General features: G+C 68.6%; 18 protein-coding genes and 1 pseudogene. 2 read left to right on the top strand and 17 right to left on the bottom strand.

The window, feature by feature from the left end; genetic code table 11:
* Positions 1 to 102: 102 nt before the first annotated feature.
* The 3 genes from RPIT_RS01720 to RPIT_RS01710 all read right to left on the bottom strand — a co-directional run bounded on the left by RPIT_RS01720 (position 103) and on the right by RPIT_RS01710 (position 3,653).
* The gene (locus RPIT_RS01720; RefSeq protein WP_077339970.1) at positions 103 to 966 is read right to left on the bottom strand and encodes an SDR family oxidoreductase; all 864 of its coding nucleotides are present in this window, start codon (positions 964 to 966) and stop codon (positions 103 to 105) included.
* A gap of 69 nt (positions 967 to 1,035) precedes the next feature.
* The gene (locus tag RPIT_RS01715; RefSeq protein WP_143028271.1) at positions 1,036 to 2,250 is read right to left on the bottom strand and encodes a glycoside hydrolase family 3 N-terminal domain-containing protein; all 1,215 of its coding nucleotides are present in this window, start codon (positions 2,248 to 2,250) and stop codon (positions 1,036 to 1,038) included.
* Positions 2,247 to 3,653 carry a mycothione reductase gene (locus RPIT_RS01710; RefSeq protein WP_077339966.1) on the bottom strand — a complete coding sequence of 469 codons (1,407 nt, stop codon included), beginning with the start codon at positions 3,651 to 3,653 and terminating at the stop codon, positions 2,247 to 2,249. Before RPIT_RS01710 ends, RPIT_RS01715 begins: the two co-directional genes overlap by 4 nt.
* 117 nt (positions 3,654 to 3,770) lie before the next feature.
* Between RPIT_RS01710 and RPIT_RS01705 the strand changes: the two genes are divergently transcribed.
* Positions 3,771 to 4,532, top strand: coding sequence for an SDR family NAD(P)-dependent oxidoreductase (locus RPIT_RS01705; RefSeq protein ID WP_077339964.1), 762 nt, complete (start codon positions 3,771 to 3,773; stop codon positions 4,530 to 4,532).
* Positions 4,533 to 4,549: 17 nt separating this feature from the next.
* On the opposite strand, the gene RPIT_RS01700 is transcribed toward RPIT_RS01705, so the two are convergent.
* From RPIT_RS01700 to RPIT_RS01635, 14 genes and pseudogenes are all read right to left on the bottom strand, one after another.
* Positions 4,550 to 6,001, bottom strand: a complete 1,452-nt coding sequence (locus tag RPIT_RS01700; protein ID WP_077339962.1) for a GerMN domain-containing protein — start codon at positions 5,999 to 6,001, stop codon at positions 4,550 to 4,552.
* A 3-nt stretch (positions 6,002 to 6,004) separates the two neighbouring features.
* Positions 6,005 to 6,916 (bottom strand): c-type cytochrome biogenesis protein CcsB, encoded by a 912-nt coding sequence (gene ccsB, locus RPIT_RS01695; protein ID WP_077339960.1) that lies wholly within the window; start codon positions 6,914 to 6,916, stop codon positions 6,005 to 6,007.
* Complete coding sequence (resB, locus tag RPIT_RS01690; RefSeq protein WP_077339958.1) at positions 6,903 to 8,558, bottom strand: cytochrome c biogenesis protein ResB; 1,656 nt, start codon at positions 8,556 to 8,558, stop codon at positions 6,903 to 6,905. The genes ccsB and resB overlap by 14 nt, the downstream gene beginning before the upstream one ends.
* A complete protein-coding gene (locus RPIT_RS01685) occupies positions 8,528 to 9,238 on the bottom strand; it encodes a cytochrome c biogenesis CcdA family protein (RefSeq protein ID WP_077344165.1) in 711 nt (236 codons plus the stop codon). The genes resB and RPIT_RS01685 overlap by 31 nt, the downstream gene beginning before the upstream one ends.
* 44 nt (positions 9,239 to 9,282) lie before the next feature.
* Complete coding sequence (locus RPIT_RS01680) at positions 9,283 to 9,834, bottom strand: TlpA family protein disulfide reductase (RefSeq protein WP_077339956.1); 552 nt, start codon at positions 9,832 to 9,834, stop codon at positions 9,283 to 9,285.
* Entirely contained in the window at positions 9,831 to 10,493 is a 663-nt protein-coding gene (locus RPIT_RS01675; protein ID WP_077339954.1) for a histidine phosphatase family protein, read from the bottom strand. Before RPIT_RS01675 ends, RPIT_RS01680 begins: the two co-directional genes overlap by 4 nt.
* A 4-nt stretch (positions 10,494 to 10,497) precedes the next feature.
* The gene (locus RPIT_RS01670) at positions 10,498 to 12,096 is read right to left on the bottom strand and encodes a uroporphyrinogen-III synthase (RefSeq protein WP_077339952.1); all 1,599 of its coding nucleotides are present in this window, start codon (positions 12,094 to 12,096) and stop codon (positions 10,498 to 10,500) included.
* On the bottom strand, positions 12,093 to 12,353 hold the full coding sequence (locus RPIT_RS01665; protein WP_237267849.1) for a glutaredoxin family protein: 261 nt from the start codon (positions 12,351 to 12,353) through the stop codon (positions 12,093 to 12,095). Before RPIT_RS01665 ends, RPIT_RS01670 begins: the two co-directional genes overlap by 4 nt.
* 50 nt (positions 12,354 to 12,403) lie before the next feature.
* Entirely contained in the window at positions 12,404 to 12,505 is a 102-nt protein-coding gene (locus tag RPIT_RS01660; RefSeq protein ID WP_002550589.1) for a 30S ribosomal protein bS22, read from the bottom strand.
* Between the two features lie 132 nt (positions 12,506 to 12,637).
* On the bottom strand, positions 12,638 to 13,426 hold the full coding sequence (gene proC, locus RPIT_RS01655) for a pyrroline-5-carboxylate reductase (protein ID WP_077339948.1): 789 nt from the start codon (positions 13,424 to 13,426) through the stop codon (positions 12,638 to 12,640).
* Complete coding sequence (locus tag RPIT_RS01650; protein WP_077339946.1) at positions 13,423 to 14,442, bottom strand: aspartate-semialdehyde dehydrogenase; 1,020 nt, start codon at positions 14,440 to 14,442, stop codon at positions 13,423 to 13,425. The genes proC and RPIT_RS01650 overlap by 4 nt, the downstream gene beginning before the upstream one ends.
* Before the next feature lie 440 nt (positions 14,443 to 14,882).
* A complete protein-coding gene (locus tag RPIT_RS01645; protein ID WP_226996311.1) occupies positions 14,883 to 15,638 on the bottom strand; it encodes a CPBP family intramembrane glutamic endopeptidase in 756 nt (251 codons plus the stop codon).
* A 2-nt stretch (positions 15,639 to 15,640) separates the two neighbouring features.
* Positions 15,641 to 16,528 (bottom strand): proline dehydrogenase family protein, encoded by an 888-nt coding sequence (locus tag RPIT_RS01640; protein WP_077339942.1) that lies wholly within the window; start codon positions 16,526 to 16,528, stop codon positions 15,641 to 15,643.
* Positions 16,529 to 16,548: 20 nt separating this feature from the next.
* Positions 16,549 to 17,348, bottom strand: a pseudogene (locus RPIT_RS01635) (sugar phosphate isomerase/epimerase family protein).
* A gap of 70 nt (positions 17,349 to 17,418) precedes the next feature.
* On the opposite strand from RPIT_RS01635, the gene RPIT_RS01630 reads away from it, so the two are divergent.
* Positions 17,419 to 18,054 (top strand): VOC family protein, encoded by a 636-nt coding sequence (locus RPIT_RS01630; RefSeq protein WP_077339940.1) that lies wholly within the window; start codon positions 17,419 to 17,421, stop codon positions 18,052 to 18,054.
* Positions 18,055 to 18,104 lie beyond the last annotated feature (50 nt).

The raw sequence follows: 18,104 nt of genomic DNA, 5'->3' as shown, positions 1-18,104 counted from the left end.
CGTTACCCTTCGACGGAGCTCAGGGACCGCCCTTCGACGGACGCTCGCTCGTTCCTCGCTCACTACTCTGGGCGACGGTGTACCCTCTGGCGTCAGAGAGGATCAGAAGACGGGCCGTCCGCCGGTCACGCCGAGGACGGCACCCGACACGTAGCTGGCCTCATCGGAGGCGAGGTACACGAACGCGGACGCCACCTCGATGGGGTCGCCTGCCCTGCCCAGCGGGGTGTCTGAGCCGAAACCCTCCACCTTCTTCTCCGGCATCGTGGCCGGAATGAGCGGGGTCCAGATCGGGCCGGGGGCGACGACGTTGACGCGAATACCGCGCTCACCCAGGAGGGACGCCAGGTTCATCCCGAGGTTGGTGACCGCGGCTTTCGTTGCGGCGTAGTCGAGCAGCGGCTCCGAGGGGTCGTACGCCTGCACCGACGCGGTGAAGATGACCGATGCGCCCTCGCTCAGGTGCTTGTCAGCCGCCTTGACCAGCCAGAACGGCGAGTACACATTCGTCTCGAACGTCTGGTGGATCTGATCGTCGGGGAACTGGTCGAGATCAGGGTGTGTCATCTGGTACGCGGCGTTGGCGACGAGGATGTCGATCCCGCCCAACTCCTTGACGGTGGTCTCCACCGCCTCCTTGTTCGCCTCGGGCGTCCGCAGGTCGAGCGGGAGCGCCACGCACGTGCGCCCTTCCGCTTCGACCAGCCGTCGGGTCTCCTCGAGGTCGTCGCTGCCGGGCAGGTCGACGACCACGACGTCGGCTCCCTCCTTGGCGAACGCGACGGCCACAGCGCGCCCGATCCCGGAGTCGGCTCCGGTGATCAGCGCCCGCTTGCCGGTCAGTCGGTCACGGCCCGTCCAGGTCTTCTGCCCGTGGTCCGCGGCGGGCTTGAGCTCGCTCTCGGTGCCGGGCCATTCCTGCTTCTGGGACGGGATCTTGCTCAGTTCTTCACGGTTCTCAGCCATGCCTCCACATAACCACCCTGGACCAGCCGCGACAACACCCTCAGGAGTGGAATCTGGCCGGGTTCGGCGCTACGCGCAGTCGACGAGGCCGACACCGGACTTCAGCCGGAGGACGCGCTCGACGGAGTCGAGCACCCGGTCCGCGAACTCAGCGTCGCTCTGGGCCCTGCCCAGCGTGGCGTCGGCCATCGTCGCCATGAGGGACGGGTTCGCGTTGATGAGCAGGTCGCCCCCGGCGTCGAAGAAGCGCAGCGCCCGATCCGCGGGCGCCACCCCACTTACCGACTTCGCCGCACCGAGATCGTCGGCGATGACCACGCCGTCGAATCCCAGGTCGTCGCGCAGCAGATCCTCGATGACCACTGAGCTGAAGACGCCTTCGTTGTCCGGGTCGATCTTCGTGAAGACGGCCGACGACACCATGACGGAGTCCACCCCCGCGTCGATCGCAGCCGCGAACGGCTCCAGGCTCTCCCCATCAGCTTCGATGACGTCATCGGTGGCGATCCCGAAGTCGGTGTTCGTCACCACCTCGCCGAGGCCGGGGAAGTGCTTGACCGAGGTGGCCACCGAGGCCGCGCCCATCCCCTCGACGAACTCGACGATGGACTGCGAGACCGCTTCCGGGTCAGATCCGTAGTCGCGATTCAGCTGGCCGATCGGCTCGTTGGTGCCGCGCTTGGCCTCGGACACGACGTCGGCCACGGGCGCGAGGTCGTAGTGGACCCCCACCTCCCGTAGTTCCTCGCCCCACTGCTGAGCGGCGGCGCGGAGGTCTCCCTCGGCCAAGGCGCCCTGCTCCCTCGCGCTGGGGATGGAGGAGAACCCCTCCCCCTTGAGGCGCTGGACGGTACCGCCCTCCTGGTCGACGGCGATGAGCACCGGGACCCGGTGGCTGCCGAGGCTGCCGAGCTCAGCGGTCAGCTGACGGATCGGGGAGGCACCTGCGGACGTGTTGCCGAGGAGCACCACGGACCCGACCCGTGCGTTGGCGATCGCGGACCGGGTCGCCTCGTCCAAGCCCCCGGTGTCGACGCCGATCATGAACAGCTGACCGACCTGCTCGGCTGGGCTCAGGCTGGACGCCACGTCCCGGCACGAGGTGACGGTCGGGCTGGGGCTGGTTTCCGCCACCGCGTCCATGGAGGGGTGCGTTGCTGTGCCGGTGACTTCGACGGCGGCGGGGGTCGCCGATTCGCCTGCGGACTCGAACACCTCGGGGTTCGGCGCGCAGCCCGTCAGGGCGAGCGCCCCTGCGGCGAGCAACCAGGGAAGGCGGCTCACCGGTCGAGCTCCGCGGGGCGGTGGGCGGCCAGTAGGCCGAGCAGTGCGTTCTCGACCACTTCCGGCAGGCTCGGATGGATCCAGTACTGCCCCCGGGCGAGATCGTCCACCCGCTGTCCGAAGGACATTGCCTGGATGAGCGGCTGGAGCAGGGTGGATGCCTGCGGTCCGACGATGTGGGCGCCGAGGATGTGCCAGGAGCGGGGATCCGCCAGCAGCTTGACGAAGTGGCCCTCGTCCTCGAGGGCCCAGCCGTAGGCGACGTCCGCATAGCGTTGCCGGGCGACGACGTAAGGGTTGCCCCACGCCTTCAACTGCTCCTCCGTCGCACCCACCGAGGCGATCTGCGGGTCGCTGAACACCGCGCTCGGGACGTAGCGATGATCGGTCTCCACGGGGTCGTCGGGGTGGAGGAGGTTGTGCTGCACGGTGCGCATCTCGGCGTTGGCCACATGCTTGAGGAGATAGTCGGACGAGACGTCGCCCATGGCCCAGATCCCCTGGACGTTGGTGCGCTGATGGGCATCCACCCGGATCTGGCCGTCGACGTTGACGTCGATGCCGGCCGCCGAGAGGTTGAGCGCCTCCCAGTTCCGTTCACGTCCCACCGCGACGAGGATCGCGTCGGTGAAGTACTCGTATTCGACGCCGTTCCGGTCGGTGGTGACCACCACGATGTCGCCCTTCGAGCCCTTCTCCACCGAGGAGACCTTCTGGTTGAGCCGAACCCGAACTCGACGTCCGATGAGGGCAGCGAACTGCTCCGAGACCTCCCGGTCCTGGCCGCGCAGCAACACCTCGGAGCGGTTGAGGAGCGTGACGTCGGTCCCGAGCGCAGCGAAGACGTGGGCGAACTCTGCGGCGATGAATCCGCCCCCGAGGATCATGAGGCGCCGCGGTCGGTCCGGGATGCGCATGATGGTGTCGGAGGTGTAGATCCGGTCGGCGACGTCCTCGAACCCTGGGACGTGGAGGTCCCTCGGGCGAGACCCTGTCGCGATGACGATGTTGTCCGCGCTGATCCGGTCGTCGCCGATCTGCAGCGTCTGGGCGTCGACGAAGCTCGCCTCGCCGGTGAAGACGGTCACGTTGCTGGAACGTTGGCGCCAGTCGAGCCCGCCCTCGGAAATCGGATCGATCCGTCCGAAGATGCGGTCCCGGATGGCGTTCCAGTCCGAGCCGCGGTGCTCGAGATGCACGCCCAGTCGCTTCGCGTGGGGCGGCGAGGCAGCGAAATCGGCCGGCACCACGAACATCTTCGTCGGGATGCACCCGCGGTTGAGGCAGGTCCCGCCGAATGTCTCGTCCCGTTCGATCAGTGCAACGTTCCAGTCGGCGAAGCGTTCGTCGATCAGCGAGTTGCCCGTACCGGAGCCGATCACTGCGAGGTCGAAGTGCTGCATGGCCCCCATTGTCTCACGCTCGCCATAGCGGCCCGGCCCTAGGGAAACGCTGGTCAATGGTGTCCCGGCTGCGGCGCACCGAGACAGTCTTGATCAGCACGTCCCTACACTGGGGCGATGAGCAAGTCTTGGGCAGTGGTCACCGGCGCGTCGAGTGGTCTGGGCGTGGCCTACGCAGAGCGGATGGCCGCGGACGGTGCCAACGTGGTCCTGGTGGCCCGGAGCGTCGACAAGATGGAGAAGGTTGCCGCCTCGCTGCGCGCACAGCACGGCGTCGACACGCTCGTGCTGGCCGTCGACCTCACCGACCGCGCCGCCCGTGCGGAGCTGGTCGAACTCCTGAAGGAGCGCGACGTCAGCCATCTGATCAACAACGCCGGGTTCGGCACCATCAACAGCTTCCACGAGATCTCCGAGGAACGGATCCTGTCCGAGCTGGAGCTGAACGTCGTGGCGCTGACCGAGCTCTCCCGCGCCGCAGTGCCGGGGATGCTCTCGCGCGGCCGCGGCGCCATCATCAACGTGTCGTCGACCGCAGCGTTCCAGGCGATTCCCGAGATGGCCGTCTACGCCGCCGCGAAGGCGTACGTGCTCCGCTTCACCTCCGCCCTGTGGGGCGAACTGAAGACCACCGGTGTTCGCGCGCTGGCCGTCTGTCCCGGGCCCACAGAGACGGAGTTCTTCGCCAACGCCGGACGGGCGTCGGCGATGCGACGACGACGCACGCCCGAGCAGGTCGTCGACGCCACCTTCGACGCCCTCGGCCGGCATCGCCCGTTCGTGGTCGACGGCACCATCAACAAGGTCCTGGCCTTCACCAACCGTCTGGTACCGGTGGACCTTCAGGTGGCGGTGGCGCGCCACGTTGCCACCCACTGAGCTGGAGGGCGCAGCCCTCAGCCGATCCTGATCGACTTGTTCTCCGAGACCGTCACGGGTGGGGTACCCGTCGTGACCGCCGCCTTGATGTCGTAGGAGCCCGGGTCGAGGTTGATACTGACGGACCACACGCGCCAGCCGTCGGAGTTCACGCTGAGCGAGGTCTGCGCCGATACCTCGGCGATGACGCGGCCGCTAGCGATCTCGGTGATCGTCACGATCGGCTCGCCGACGTCCGCCTTGACCGTGCCGACGAACACGTGCGCGCCCGGGGCCGACTGCTCGCCGTTGCGGGGGTTGGTGATCCACACCGCGGGCATCGGATCGAGCCCTCTCCTCGTGTAGCCCTCCGCAGCGGCGAAGTCGGCCGGCGGCGCGCCGGCGTCGCTCAGGAACACCACCCGCAGGTTGGGGTTCCCGATCAGTTCCGAGGCCGTGTAGACGGCCTGATCGCGGGCCTGCTGCGCCAAGGCCGGGGAGGTGAAGCCCTCGTAGGCGTCAGCAGAGAGGTCCACGGTCAGGGTCTCGCCTGCCAGCTCTGCGGAATGCACCTGCCCTCCGCTCCACGCCGACGCGTAGTCCGGATCGCGGGGCACCAGGGTCAGCAGCGCGTCGAGGGCGGAACTCAGCAGGTTGTCCGACGCGGGCAGGTTGCGCTGCTCACGGTAGAGCTTGCCGTCCTGGCCAATGAAGTACAGCGGCACGTCGCGCACAAGCGCCGGCAGTGAACGCGTGGCGACAGGGCTGGGGGGTAGGGCCTGCCTGGAGACGGCCGGCAGTTCGGGCGCGGCGACGGTGGGGCGGGTGACCGCCGCGAGAAGCAGGCCCGCCGCGATCGCGCCGAGGGTCAGGACACCAATGATCCGCGGCCCGAGGCCGTTGCGGGCTGAGTCGAGTTCTGCGACGTCCTTGGCCAGCGTGTCCGCCTCGGGGGTCGGCACCTGGCGGGCGGCCGAACGGAGCGCGTCGGTCACCTCCTGAGACAGCGACTCGATGACTCCTGGGAGGATCCCGGGGGTCGGGTCACCGACGCGATCGCGAACCGCTTCCAGCGACTGCTCGAGCTTCTGGTTGCAAGACCTGACCGACATCCGCATGATGCCGGCCAGTTCGGGGCCGAACACCCCCAGGTAGTGGCTGACCACCAGCAGCTCGGCGGCCCGGTCGGGAGACTCGCCGATGGAGCGCAGGATCTCGTCCTGACGGGAGTCCGGGACGGACCCGAGCTCGATCGAGCCCTGCGAACCACGGACCGCGCGGGCAAGGTGGACGACGTGCTCGTGGAGGAACTCGACGCGGTCGGCCGGATCGATGACTCTCCGGCCCCGCCGGTAGAGGGCCAGGAAGGCGCTGCGGACGATCCGCTCCGATTCGTCCGCGGCGCCCAGCAGCACGGCCAGCCGGTGCAGCATGGCCCCGTGCTCCTCGTGCAGCTGGAGCAGCCAGTCCCGCTCTTCTTCGCCCGCCATCGATCAGATCCCCGCGTAGGAGTGCAGACCGCTGAACAGCAGGTTGACCCCGATGAAGTTGAACCAGAACGTGACGAGCCCGACGAGCGCGATGATGGCCACGGGGCGGCCCCGCCATCCGGCCGTCGCGCGGGCGTGGAGGTAGGCGACGTAGACAACCCACGTGATGAAGGACCAGGTCTCCTTGGGGTCCCAGTTCCAGAAGCGTCCCCAGGCGTACTGGGCCCAGATCGCCCCAGCGGCAATCGTGAACGTCCATAGCGGCAGGGCGAACGCGTGCAGCCGGTACGAGATCATGTCCAGCTTGACGGCGCTCGGGAGCTTCGCGAGGTAGCCGGTGAGCTCGCCCCCGGACACGGCGGCGCGGCGCTCCGCGGACTCCCGCACCAGATAGAGGGCCGCGGCCACGGCGCCCACGTTGAAGGCGGCCCCTGATATCGCGGCGGCGATGATGTGGATGATGAACCACACGCTGTGCAGAGCGGGGACGAGCGGCGCGACGTCGACGTAGAACTGAGTCACCGCCGCGCCCAGGCCGATCGCGAACAGCAGCGTGACGCCCAGCCCCAGCCACCGCATTCCCCAGCGCAGCGCGCCGACGAGGTAGATCACCACTGCGAACGCCAACGACGACGTGATGAACTCGTACATGTTGCCCCACGGAGGACGCTCGGCGGCGACGCCGCGCAGCACCACTGCGGCGATGTGCAGGATCGCCGCGAGCACCGTGGCCGCCAGCCCGAGCCTGCCGAAGAGGTCCACCCGGAGCCGCCTGGCGTCCTCCGTGCCGTCGTCGGGGCGCACGGCGGCCAACCCCCGCGCAGCAGACCACTCGACGGTGTGCAGCGCGAACGCGACGAGGTACGCGACGGTCCCGAAGACCATCGCCGAGTAGGACCATTCAGACAGCGTCATGGGTCTCCTTGCGTCGGGCACCGGGCGCTCCCCCAGCGTGCCCGGAGTCGGTGTGTCCGGGGACATTGTGCCCCGAGTCCTCCCGATGGCCCGAACCGATTGGGTCCGCGGTGCCGCCGACGGTGACCTGCAGCAGGTCCGCCACCTGCTCCTCGAGGCCCGACGCGGCGTCGGCCCGGTCGAGCCCTCCCGCGGTGGCCGTGCCGTCGGCGATCCGGACGAAGAGGCGGCGAGGCCGCACGTAGAGGCTGACGCACAGGCCGGCGACGCCGATCGCGAGAGAGATGAGCATCATGGCGTTGCCGGGCGTCTCGCTGACCTGGAGCTTGACCCAGCGCTGCCACCCGTCGAAGCTGATCGAGCCGAGCCCGTCGGGCAGGGCGAACCCGGCGCCGGGCAGCATCCGTGCGCTCAGCACCTCGCCGCCGTCGCCCTCGATCTGCGTCAGCTCGTCCGTGTTCAGCGTGTAGATGCTCTCCGGGATCCCCGTCTCAACACCTGGTTCGCCCATCCAGGCGTTGAGGTAGACCTCCGGGCTCAGCGCGTCGGGGAAGACCGACTGCGGCCCCTGCTCGCCCAGCACCGCCGTCGGGAAGAAGTAGGCCTCGAAAGCCAGCCGGTACGGACGGGCATCGGGCACTTTGATGACTCCGATGGAGGCGAAGTTCCCGTCCTGTGGCAGGAACACCACCGGCCCGCTGAAGGCGACGTCGCCGTTGCCGTCGCGCACGGTGAAGCTCGGCGCGTAGCCGTGACCGATGAGGTTCACCTGGGTGCCGCCGCTCGTGAGGAGAGGCTCGTTGACGGTGAGGAGTTCGTCGCGGGAGCCGGCGGCATCGTGGAGCGTGACGTCTGCGTCGAAGCGCCGTGCTGCGCCGCGCTGCACCTCCCCGGTCTCGAACTCGGCCGTGAAGGTGTTGATGTCGACGGAGAACGGCTCGAGCGAATCCGTGTCGAGCAGGCCGCCGGCGGTGAAGTCGTCGAACTGGGTGATGACGTTGGCGAATCCGCGTCCCTCCACCACAACCACCGAGCCGTGATACCCCCACAGGTTCGACCACGCCATGCCCAGGAGGATGAAGACCAGCGAGACGTGGAAGACAAGGTTTCCAGCCTCCCTGGAGTAGCCCCGCTCCGCGCTCACCCCATCGGGCGAGCGTCGGGTGCGGTACCGCCGGGCGGCCAACCACTTCTCGGCGCGATCCAGGGCGGGGCCTGCGGCGCCGACCGCGCCGGACTCGCTGACCGGGAGCCGCTCGACTCGCGCCGGCAGGGCAGGCGGGGGTTTGCGCACGGCTCGGAAGTACTTCGCGATGCGGGGCAGGATGCAGCCGATCAGCGAGATGAACAGCAGCAGGTAGACGGCCGAGAACCCCGGCGAGGTGTAGATGTCGTAGAACCCGAGCGGCTCGAAGATCCGATCCCAGAAGGGGTTGGCGCGCTTGAAGTCGAGCACGGAGATCGGCGAGGCGCTCTGCTGAGGGATCATCGAACCGGGGATGGTGGCCAGCGCCAGCAGGAACAGCAGCAGCAGGGCGGTTCGCATGCTGGTCAGCTGACCCCAGGCCCATCTCCCCAGCTCGCTGGCGCCGAGCGCCCGGGTCGGTTGGCTCACAGAATGGTCCCGAAGTTCGCCGCCCACTGCCTCAGCACGGCCACCAGCGCGTCCCACCAGCCGACGATCATCGCGACACCCACGGCCATCATCGCCACGCCCCCGATCCGCTGCATGGTCTGCTGGTGGCGGCGCAGCCAGTCGAGCTTGGGCGCCAGCGTGGTGAAGGCCACTGCGAATGCGAGGAAGGGAAGCCCGAGGCCCAACGCGTACGCAAAGGCGAGCACGCCGCCCCGCACGGCGGAGCCCTCGTTGAGCGCCAGCGTCAGCACTACCGACAGGGCCGGCCCGATGCACGGGGTCCAGCCGAGGCCGAACACCATCCCCAACAGGGGCGACGCCCACACGCCGAGGCGCGGAGCGGTGCTGGGGCGCCATCCGGACGGCACCGGCAACCACCCGGCGAACCCGGCGCCGAGCACGAGGATCACGACGCCGAGAGCGATGGTGATCGCTCGGGCATTGGTCAGGAGGGCTGCACCGACCCCGCCGAGGATCGCCCCCGTCAGGACGAAGATAACGGAGAAGCCCAGCACGAAGCCCAATGTCCCGCCGACCAGCAGTTTCTTCGAGCCGGTACCCTCCGCGATCTGGGCCGAGCCGAGACCGGAGGCGTACGACAGGTATCCGGGCAGGAGCGGCAGAACGCAGGGGGAGGCGAAGGAGACGATGCCTGCGAGGAGCGCGACGGGGAGGGCCACCAGCATGGAGGACGTGAGCGCCTGGCTGGCCCAGGATTCCAGCAACACGTTCATCCGGCCACCACATCCTCGACGATGCCGACCAGGGTGGAGGCGGTCACCTCGCCGAGCACACGGGCAGCCACCCTGCCCTGCTCGTCGATGACGACCGTGCTGGGAATCGCCTTGGGGGGCAGTTGCCCGAATCCGAGCAGCAGTTCGCCCTTCGGGTCGAAGATGCTCGGGTAGGTGAGCCCGAAGCTGCGCTCGAAGGCGAGCGCGGGGCCGACGTCGAGGTCGCGGGTGTTGACACCGAGGAAGACCACCTCGGGGCCCAACTCCTCGGACGCACGCACGAGTTCGGGGGCCTCAGCGCGGCAGGGCGCGCACCAGGACCCCCAGACGTTGACCACGACGGTGCTGCCGCGGAAATCGTCGGTGGACACTGCGGTGCCGTCGAGGGTGTCGCCGGACAGCACCGGAGCGTCGGGTCTGTCGTCGCTCTCCAGGATCGTCACGGCACCGTCGCCGCCCTCGAAGCCCACGCCGTCGCTTGAGGACGGCCCACTGCAGCCGGACAGAAGCAGCACCGCGCTGAGCCCGGCTGCTGCGAGGCGTCTCACGTCCCTACCTTGAACTTCCGGCCGTGCTTGACGGGCAACAGGTCCGCGACGGGCTCCTGGTAGCCGACCGCCGTGACGAGCCCGTCGCGCAGTGTGAAGCTGGTCACGGAGCACAGCGTGCACTCTCTGCGGCGCGGGTCGTGCACCAGCGACCTGCCTTCGGCGAAGCGGCGCGCCATCCAGATCGAGAGCTGGTGGCTGACGATGAGGGCCTGGCCGCCCGGACCCGCCGCCTCTGCGGCGTCACGGATGGCCGCCATCATCCGGGCTGCGATCTCCTTGTAGGGCTCGCCCCAGCTCGGCTGCAGAGGGTTGCGCATGTGCCAGAACATTTTGGGGTCGCGCAGCGCGCGGTTGTCCTTGCCGAAGACCATGCCCTCAAACTTGTTCTCGGCCTCGATCACCCGCGGATCGGTGACCACCTCAAGGTGCGGGTGCTGTGCGGCGGTGGGGGCCAGGGTCTCCTGCGCCCGCTGAAGCGGTGAGCATCGAAGGTGGGTGAGCGGCACGTCGCGCCAGAACTCCCCCATCCGACGGGCCATCTCGTGGCCGAGCTCGGACAGCCCATATCCCGGGAGGCGACCGTACAGAACCCCACCCGGGTTCTCCACCTGGCCGTGCCTCATCACATGCACAATGCTCTGCTCTGCCACGTTCATCACCCTACTCGGCCGGGTCAACTGCCTTACGGCGCTTCCGACGCTTGCGCTGGGAGGGCTTCGTGACTGGCAGGCCCGCCTCGATCTGGTCGGCCCGACGCCGGTCGGCGAACCGAGCGAGGCCCTCTGCGAGCGACTCGAACGTCGGGGCGTCGGCGACGACGTCCACGCGCAGCCCATGGATCTCGCAGGCCGCGGCGGTGGCCGGACCGATGGCGGCCACGACGGTGGCGGCGTGCGGCTTGCCGGCGATCCCGATCATGTTGCGGACCGCCGTGGCCGACGTGAAGACCACGGCGTCGTACATGCCGGTCTTGATGTCGTCGCGCACCTCAGCCGGGGGCGGGGCGGCCCGAACCGTCCGGTAGGCAGTGACTTCTTCAACCTCCCAGCCCAGACGGCTGAGGCCGACCAACAGCGGCTCCACCGACACGTCGGCGCTGGGCACCAGGACGCGATCGAGTGGATCGATCAGGTCGTCGTAGGCAGGAAATTCGTTGGCGAGGGCTCCGGTGGTGTTCTCCACGACGGGGGTGAGGTCCGCGGACAGTCCAAGCCTGCTCAGCGCGTCGACCGTTCCCCGGCCCACGGCGGCGAGGCTGATTCCGGAGAGGGCGCGCGAGTCGAGGCCGTACTCGGTGAGTCGCTCCCAGATGGCGCTGACGGCGTGCGGCGAGGTGAGCACCAGCCAGAGGTAGCGGCCGTCCACGAGCCCACGGACGGCCTTCTCCATCGCCTGTTCCGTGCGCGGCGGCTCGATCGACATGGTGGCGACCAGTTCGGTGGTCGCGCCGTAGTGGGCGAGCTCCTCAGTGAGCGCGCTGAGGTCGTCCTTCGTACGCGGGGCGATGACTCGCCAGTCGAACAGGGGCTTGCCCTCGAACCACGCGTAGCGCTGACGGTGGGAGTCCTCGATGCCCGGCCCGACGACGAAGAAACACTCGGCGACCTCTGATGTCTGGACCTCGCCCCAGGTGAGCACTTCACTGACCTGGCTGGTGGAGCCGGTGCCGACGAGGTAGAGCAGGCTGCCGTCGGCGCCGAACCTGCGCACCGCCTGCTCGGCCACCTGGGTCGCGGTCTCGCCGCAGCCGCGGATGATGAGCGTGCCCGCGGACGGCCACTCGTCGATGTCGGGGACGTCGACGGTCGTGTCGAGAGCCGCGAACGCGGCCGTGGCGCGGACTCCGCCGAAGGACAGTGCAGCGCTCCAGCGGTTGATCCCGGGCACGACGTTGGCGCGTAGCCCCGCGCTGGCCAGCACCTCGGGCAGGACCCCGGCTGCGTCGGCGTCGGTGAAATAGTCGCCCGCGTGGAGGCGGACCACCTTCTGTCCCCGGGCGACGGCCCCGAGGATGTCGGTGACCTCGTCGTCGCCGCCGGCCAACCTGATCTCGGCGTGAGCCGGGGCGAGCGAACGCACGGCTTCGATGTCGACGTTCTCGTCGACGATGACCAGATCCGCGTAGCGCAGCGCGCGGCAGCCGGCCAGCGTGAGCAGGCCGAGATCCCCGGGGCCGGATCCAACGAAGGTCACCGAACCACCGGTCGGCTCGAACTCCGGCGGCGAGGCCGGGGACATCGGGTCCTGGGGCTCAGTCACGGCTGCATCCGTTCAGGGCTGGAGGTCGACGGTGGGAACCCACTCGTCGTGCGTCGGGAGGGGGCGGGTTGGGAGAGTGCGGCGCGTAGCGCGTCCTCGTCGAGGAACCAGTAACTCAACAGCTGGCGATCGACGAACGTCACGGGCACATGATCGGTGAATCCGGCGCGTAGATCCGGCTCGGAATCGATGTCGAGGGCCCGCCAGGCCACGCCCAGATCCTCACAGGTGCGTCTCAGCGTCGCCTCGGCCTCCACACACAGGTGGCAGCCGGCGCGCGTCAGGAGGACGACCCGTGAGGGTGGGGTCACTTGCCTGCGCGGCGACGCTGGATGCGGGTCTTCTTCAACAGCTTGCGGTGCTTCTTCTTCGCCATACGCTTGCGGCGCTTCTTGATGACAGAACCCACTTACTTGCCTTTCGTAGCTCCGGAGAATCCGGACGTGTCGGGGATGCCTGGCCACGGATGGCCAGACTCCAAATCCTACCGTGCGCGCGGAACAACGCCCAATCCCGTTCACGGCGGCCCCACCGAGCGCGCTCAGTTGGCCATCTCCCTACTCCGCGTCACGCACGCCTCCATGGCGGCGAGGAAGGCCGCTCTGACCCCCCGCTCGTCGAGGACGCGCAGCGCTGCAGCGGTGGTGCCCGCCGGCGACGTCACCTGCTCGCGCAGCGTGGCCGCGGCCCGCCCCGTGGCGAGCATGGCCGCGGAGCCGACGAACGTCTGGACAGTGAGCTCGGTGGCCTCCGCCCGGGTGAGGCCCTGGTGGACGCCGGCCTCGATCATGGCGTCGGCCACGTAGAAGAGGTAGGCCGGGCCCGAACCCGACACGCTGGTCAGCGCATCCAGGTACTTCTCTTCGATGACGGTCGATCGACCCACCGCGTCCATGAGCCCCTGCACCGTGGCGAGGTGGCCATCGGTGGCGGCCGTGCCCCGCACGACCCCCGCCATCCCCTGCCCGACGAGTGCGGGCGTGTTGGGCATCACCCGGATCACCGCGGCACCGTCGGGAAGGAGCTCTTCGAGTTGCCGGATCGGCACCCCTGCGGCGATGGAGACGACGACCGATTCTGGTCCCAGCCGGTTACTGATGGAGCCGAGCACGGACTCAACCTGGTGCGGCTTCACGGCAAGCACCACGACGTCGGCGCCCGATGCTTCCTCAAGATCGACGGCTCGCACGCCGTGCCGGGCGGTGATGTCGTCGGCGCGCTGCTGGGAGGGCTCCACGATCACGACGTCCTCGGTCGACCAGCCTGCGGCGAGCCATCCCGCCAGCAGCGCCTCCCCCATGGCACCGGCGCCGACCAGGGCGATCCTCATCGCACCAGCAATTCGGCGATCTGGACTGTGTTGAGCGCGGCGCCCTTGCGCAGGTTGTCGTTGCTGATGAACAACACGAGCCCGTGGTTGCCCTCCACGCTCTGGTCCTGCCGGATGCGCCCCACGAAGGACGGGTCCGCACCGGCGGCCTGCAGCGGCGTGGGGACATCGGCCAGTTCGACGCCCGGGGCCTCGGCGAGGATGTCGCGCGCCTGATCCGGGGTTATCTCTGACTCGAACTGCGCATGCACCGACAGCGAATGGCCGGAGAACACCGGCACCCTGACGCAGGTGCCCGCAACGCGGAGATCCGGCGCGTGCAGGATCTTGCGCGACTCGTTGCGGAGCTTCTTCTCCTCATCGGTCTCGCCTTCCCCGTCGTCGACCAGCGCACCCGCCAGGGCGACGACGTTGTAGGCGATCGGTGCGACGTAGGGCGCGGTGTCCTCGACCTGGAAGGCGGAACCATCCCGCGCCAGGACGCGCGGATCGTCGATCTGGGTGAGCTGACCGGCGAGCGCCTCCACTCCCTTGACCCCCGAGCCCGAGACGGCTTGGAAGGTGGTCACCTGCATGGACCTCAGGCCTGCCGCGTCGTGGAGTGCCTTCAGCACCGGCATGGCCGCCATCGTGGTGCAGTTGGGGTTGGCGATAATGCCGAGCTCGGCCTTGTCCACGTCCTCGGGGTTGACCTCCGAGACGATGAGCGGCACCCGGTCATCGAGACGCCAGGCGGACGAGTTGTCGACAACGGTCGCTCCGGCCGCAGCAACCTTGGGCGCCCATTCCTTGGAGGTGCTTCCACCCGCCGAGAAGAGAGCGACGTCCAGGCCGGAGAAGTCGGCAGTCGCGATGTCCTCGACGACGACCTCGCGGTCCTTCCAGGGGAGCTTCTTTCCGGCGGATCGGGCCGAGGCGAAATACCGGATCTCGTCGACGGGATAGTTCCGCTCGTCGAGCAACTGCCTCAGCACTTCGCCGACCTGACCCGTGGCTCCAAACACTCCAACACGCATGGGCGCATTCTACGTGGGCGGCCCCAGACCGCCAGGCCTCGTGTCCACCGCTCACGGCCCCCGGCCCCAGGGCGGCGATCACAGTCGCGGCCGTAACCCTTCGACAAGCTCAGGGACCAATTGCGACGGACGGGCTGCTCGCAGAGCGAGCCGGCCCTGCTCAGGGATCAAGTTCCCTGAGCTTGTCGCTTCCTGTTCCCTGAGCTTGTCGAAGGGTTACGGACGACAGCAGGGAGGGGCAGCGCCCACCGCCAACAGTCGGGTTGAAGTCGACATCGACGTTTCCCTTTCATCGGGCTTGACCCACGGGGGATCAGAACAGATGCTGCGAGGGTAGATCGCGGCGGCACTGTGCACCAGTGCGAGGCCAGTGCGCAGTGGCCGTGATCGATCCCAGTTGCGTGACGCGGGTTGTCGGCGGGGAGCTGGTGGATGCGGGCTCAGCGGCCCACCATGGCCATCAGGACGGGGAGGAGCGGCGCGCCGAGGAACGCGACGATGTCGAGCAGCGAGTGGGTGATGACCAGGGGCATCACGCGCTTGATCCTGAGATACAGCCAGCCGAACGCCAGACCCATGACCAGGTTCCCGATGAAACCGCCCCAGCCCTGGTACAGGTGGTAGCCGCCTCGAACCACGGCGCTGAGCACGACGATGACCCACATCCGGCCGCCGGTCTGGGCCCACCTGGTGAACAGATAACCGACCATCACGACCTCTTCGAGGACGCCGTTCATCACCGCCCTGGCGAGAAGCACCGGTACGGTCCACCAGTTTGCCGCGAGGTTGGCTGGGCTCACCTGGGTGTTGATCCCGATGGTCACCGCGAACAGGTAGAAGGCAAGTCCTGCCACGCCGATGACGGCGAACACTCCGAACCCCCAGGCCAGGTCGAACGCCGGCCTCTTCAGATCGAACCCCATCGTGCGGGCGGGGCCATCAGGCGGCCGGACGTGGATGGCCATGAGGAACAGCACCAGCACCACCGGCATGAGGGGGAAGACCACCCCGGCCACCTGATAGGCCAGGTCCAGCCAGGGGCGGTCGGGCACGGCGCTGCGGTTCATCGACGTGGTCTGCTGGTTGAGCGGTGTGGGTCGCGTCATCTTCTCGATGATGGACAGCACCGCATACACCGCGGACTGGCCGAGCGAGATCGCCAGAACGACCACGATCTCCCACCGCAGCCGGTGCATCCTCATCGCTTGTCGGCGACGGCGCGCAGGTAGCTGAAGGCGCTGCGGGGGCGGGCCGCGACCTTCGTCGTCAGGTATTCGAACCAGGCCGGGCCGAACGGCAGGTACGTGCGCGAGCGATAGCCGACGTCGGTCAACCGGCGCTGCTCGAGCGGCCGGACGCCGTGGAACATCTGGAACTCGAACCCGTCTCGCCCCACCCCGTTTCGCCGGGCCAGGTCCTGCGCGATCGCGATGACCGTGGGATGGTGCGAGGCGAGCATCGCGTAGCCACCGTTCTCCATGGTGAGGCGCAGCGTCCGGACCAGCGCACGGAACTTTTCGCGCTCGGTGCGGTACCCGAGCGACGGCGGCACGGGGTAGGACCCGACGCAGAGGCGGAGCCGGGCGCCGTCGGGCGCGAGTCGGGCAACGTCCCGCTCGGCGCGCCGGATGTCCGCAGGCAGGGTCAACCCGAGGGACGCGTGGCTCGACACGGCGGCCTGCCACAGGTCGATGGTCGCCTGGTAGTGGTCGATGCCCTGCATCTCCAGCGTCACGACGCTGCCGCGCTCGGCCGCGGCCTGGCAGAGGTCAGCGAGCCGGGCGGCCGCGCTCGCGGCATCCGTGCGGATACCCAGCGATGACGGCTTGACCGACAACTCGGCACCGTCGGCCGCGTCCCCCAATGCACCGAGCGCCTCGCCGAGCTTCTCCGGCGTTTCCGCCTCGTCGTCGGACCTGGGCAGATAGGCGAGCGAGATCAGCAGCCCGTGCGATCTGAGCCGCCGGGCCACTTCGGCGGCACCTGAGGCGTCATCCCCCGCCACATACAACTTGGCGAACTCCTCAGCCACCCCGCTGGCCAGCGCGGCCTCGCGCAGGCGTTCGGAGCGGATGAAGCGGCGCACTGCAGAATTCAAACGGGACATCACAACCTCTCCCCCACGCCCTTGGCGACGATCGACCGGATCGTCGCCAGGGAGTCGCTCAGTAGTTCCTCACGCTCGTGCCGGGACCGCGCTCTCCGCGAGGAGACCTCCAACACGATGTGACCGGTGTACCCGGAGCGAATCGCTTCCTCGACCACGGCCCAGGCATCCTGGTCGCCCTCCCCGGGAAGAGATGCTCGTCCTTCATCGACCCGCGACCGTCGGTCAGATGGAGGTGCGCGAGGCGCTCCCCCCAACTGTGCACGAAGTCCATCGCTTGGCGCTGCGACGTCGACGCGTGCGACAGGTCGAGCGTGAGGTGGTCGTAGTCGTAGGGCGTCGGATCCCATCCCGGCAGGTAGGCCTGGAAGTGCCCGGCAGGGGTGCGCCAGGGGTACATGTTCTCGACCGCGAACGTGACGTCCATCTCGGCGTTGAGGCGCTTGATGCCCTCGACGAATTCGGCCCCGTACTCCCGCTGCCAGCGAAACGGAGGGTGCACGACGACGACGTCGCCGCCGAGCTTTGACACTGCCTCCCCCGAACGGCGCAGCTTCTCCCACGAATCGGAGCCCCAGGTCCCCTGCGTGACCAGAAGTGTGGGCGCGTGGATGGCAAGCACCGGAACCCCGTGATACTCAGCGAGTTTGGCGACGGCATCAACGTCGGTCGACAGTGAGTCCACCCCGACCATCAACTCGACGCCGTCGTAACCCAGCGCGGCGGCGAGCTCGAACGCGCTGGAGGACGCCTCCGGGTAGACCGAGGTTGTCGACAACAGGACCTTCGACGTTGGCACGCGTTCACCCTACCTGTAGCCGACCAGCGCCGATTAGATGTTTTCACCCTGTGCGGGCAAGAATGGGGCTATGCACGTCGACCATCTGATCTTCGCGACCGGCCCCGACGGCCTCAAATCAGAGGCCGCTCGGCTCGCTGAGGCGCTGGGCACTGACTACAAGGACGGCGGCTTCCACCCGCGGTTCGGCACCCGCAACCACATCATCCCGCTGGCCGAAGGCCGCTACATCGAGGTGGTCGAGGTTCTCGACCACCCGGCGGCCGACAAGGCGGCCTTCGGGCAGGCCGTCCGGGCACGCTCCGAGATGGGCGGCGGCTGGCTCGGCTGGGTGGTGAGCGTCCCCAACATCGCTCCCTACGAGCAGCGGTTGGAGCGCTCGGCTGTTCAGGGCTCGCGGCACTTCCCCGACGGGCGGAAGCTCGAGTGGGTGCAGATCGGTATCCGCGGACTCATCGCCGATCCCCAGCTGCCCTACTTCCTCGAGTGGAAGTCCGACGAGTCCCTGCGTCCCTCCGCCCTGCACGGCGACGTCAAGCTGACCTCGCTGCAGATCTCCGGCTCCGCCGAGCGGCTCTCCGAGTGGCTGGATCTCGAGATCGGCGAAGAGATCGACGGGATCATCCTCGAGCTCGTCTCCCCCCGCGGCATGCCGGGGATCAACCACGTCACGTTCGAGACCCCGAACGGCCCCGTCACCATCTGACCCGGGGTTCAATCCTCACCCCTGCTCTGAAGGGGTCAGTTTGGTGACAC

The sequence above is a fragment of the Tessaracoccus flavus genome (assembly GCF_001997295.1).
In the GTDB taxonomy this organism is placed as follows: Bacteria; Actinomycetota; Actinomycetes; order Propionibacteriales; family Propionibacteriaceae; genus Arachnia; species Arachnia flava.
Note: the sequence above shows the minus strand (reverse complement) of the source record. Positions and strands in the feature narration are given on the sequence as shown.

Bases quoted from the DNA above. Each gene is read 5' to 3' on its own strand.
- RPIT_RS01710 (WP_077339966.1), bottom strand. From the start codon at position 3,653: ATGCAGCACTTCGACCTCGCAGTGATCGGCTCCGGTACGGGCAACTCG.
- RPIT_RS01675 (WP_077339954.1), bottom strand. From the start codon at position 10,493: ATGAACGTGGCAGAGCAGAGCATTGTGCATGTGATGAGGCACGGCCAG.
- RPIT_RS01700 (WP_077339962.1), bottom strand. From the start codon at position 6,001: ATGGCGGGCGAAGAAGAGCGGGACTGGCTGCTCCAGCTGCACGAGGAG.
- RPIT_RS01705 (WP_077339964.1), top strand. From the start codon at position 3,771: ATGAGCAAGTCTTGGGCAGTGGTCACCGGCGCGTCGAGTGGTCTGGGC.
- RPIT_RS01720 (WP_077339970.1), bottom strand. From the start codon at position 966: ATGGCTGAGAACCGTGAAGAACTGAGCAAGATCCCGTCCCAGAAGCAG.
- RPIT_RS01630 (WP_077339940.1), top strand. From the start codon at position 17,419: ATGCACGTCGACCATCTGATCTTCGCGACCGGCCCCGACGGCCTCAAA.
- ccsB (WP_077339960.1), bottom strand. From the start codon at position 6,916: ATGACGCTGTCTGAATGGTCCTACTCGGCGATGGTCTTCGGGACCGTC.
- RPIT_RS01685 (WP_077344165.1), bottom strand. From the start codon at position 9,238: ATGCTGGTGGCCCTCCCCGTCGCGCTCCTCGCAGGCATCGTCTCCTTC.
- proC (WP_077339948.1), bottom strand. From the start codon at position 13,426: ATGAGGATCGCCCTGGTCGGCGCCGGTGCCATGGGGGAGGCGCTGCTG.
- RPIT_RS01645 (WP_226996311.1), bottom strand. From the start codon at position 15,638: ATGCACCGGCTGCGGTGGGAGATCGTGGTCGTTCTGGCGATCTCGCTC.
- RPIT_RS01650 (WP_077339946.1), bottom strand. From the start codon at position 14,442: ATGCGTGTTGGAGTGTTTGGAGCCACGGGTCAGGTCGGCGAAGTGCTG.